The 782-nt window shown below is 72.5% G+C and carries 2 protein-coding genes; both read left to right on the forward strand.

Annotation, left to right across the window (positions count from 1 at the left end):
* Positions 1 to 264 (forward strand): HAD hydrolase-like protein (locus ACT6Q8_RS25555; RefSeq protein WP_444739483.1); only part of this gene is annotated, 264 nt, incomplete at its 5' end.
* The coding region (locus ACT6Q8_RS25560; RefSeq protein ID WP_444739484.1) for a hypothetical protein at positions 261 to 782 on the forward strand (522 nt) is incomplete at its 3' end. The genes ACT6Q8_RS25555 and ACT6Q8_RS25560, both read left to right, overlap by 4 nt.

The following is a 782-nucleotide window of genomic DNA, read 5'->3' on the forward strand; positions in this document are numbered from 1 at the left end:
GCCGAAGGCGTGTCCAAGGCGGGGGGCGGCCTGTTCGCGCGGCTGCTGGCCGATCATCCCGACATTCCGCCCGCCCGTATCCTTCATCTGGGCGATGATCCGCTGGGCGATGTCGCCATGGCGCGGGCGGCGGGTCTGCGGGCCTTTCATTATGTGCCGGGTCCTGGCCTTGGGGCGCTGCGGGAGCGTGAAAGGGCCGTGGCGGGTCTGGGCGGGGGCGGCTGGGACGGGCTGGCCCCCCGCCGGGCGGCGGCATCAGGGTGACGCCCCTGTTCGTGTCGCGTCAGGCGTTGCTGCCGCTTGAACTGGCGCAGATCGACATGGCGGCGGCCCGCCGCCTGCTGGAGACCCGCCCGCACCTGCCCTGGGACCGGCTTCTGGCCCTGGCTGGCGGCACCGTGCCCGATGACCTTGCCCCCTGGACGGGCCTGACCCTGGAACAGCTGCTGGCGACCCCCGCCGCCGGTCCGGCCCTGGCCCTGTTCGATGATCCGGCCCTGCGCACCTCTGCTGCCGCACGGGCCGCACAGACGCGGCAATTGCTCCTTGATTACCTTGATCCGCTGCTGGGTCGGGACCCTGTCGCCCTGGTCGATCTGGGTGCGCGCGGCAGCACGCCGGCCGCCCTGGTCCGCCTGCTGCCCGACGGGCGGCGGCGCTGCCGGCTTTTCCTGGCCTATGCCGTGGCCGATATTGCCGCCCCCCTGGCCGATGGTATCGCCATCCAGGTCTATGCTGGCCAGGATGCGGCGGGTCAGACCCTGGGCCGCATCCTCTATCGC

This window comes from Niveispirillum sp. (assembly GCF_052437035.1).
Taxonomy (GTDB): Bacteria; Pseudomonadota; Alphaproteobacteria; order Azospirillales; family Azospirillaceae; genus Niveispirillum.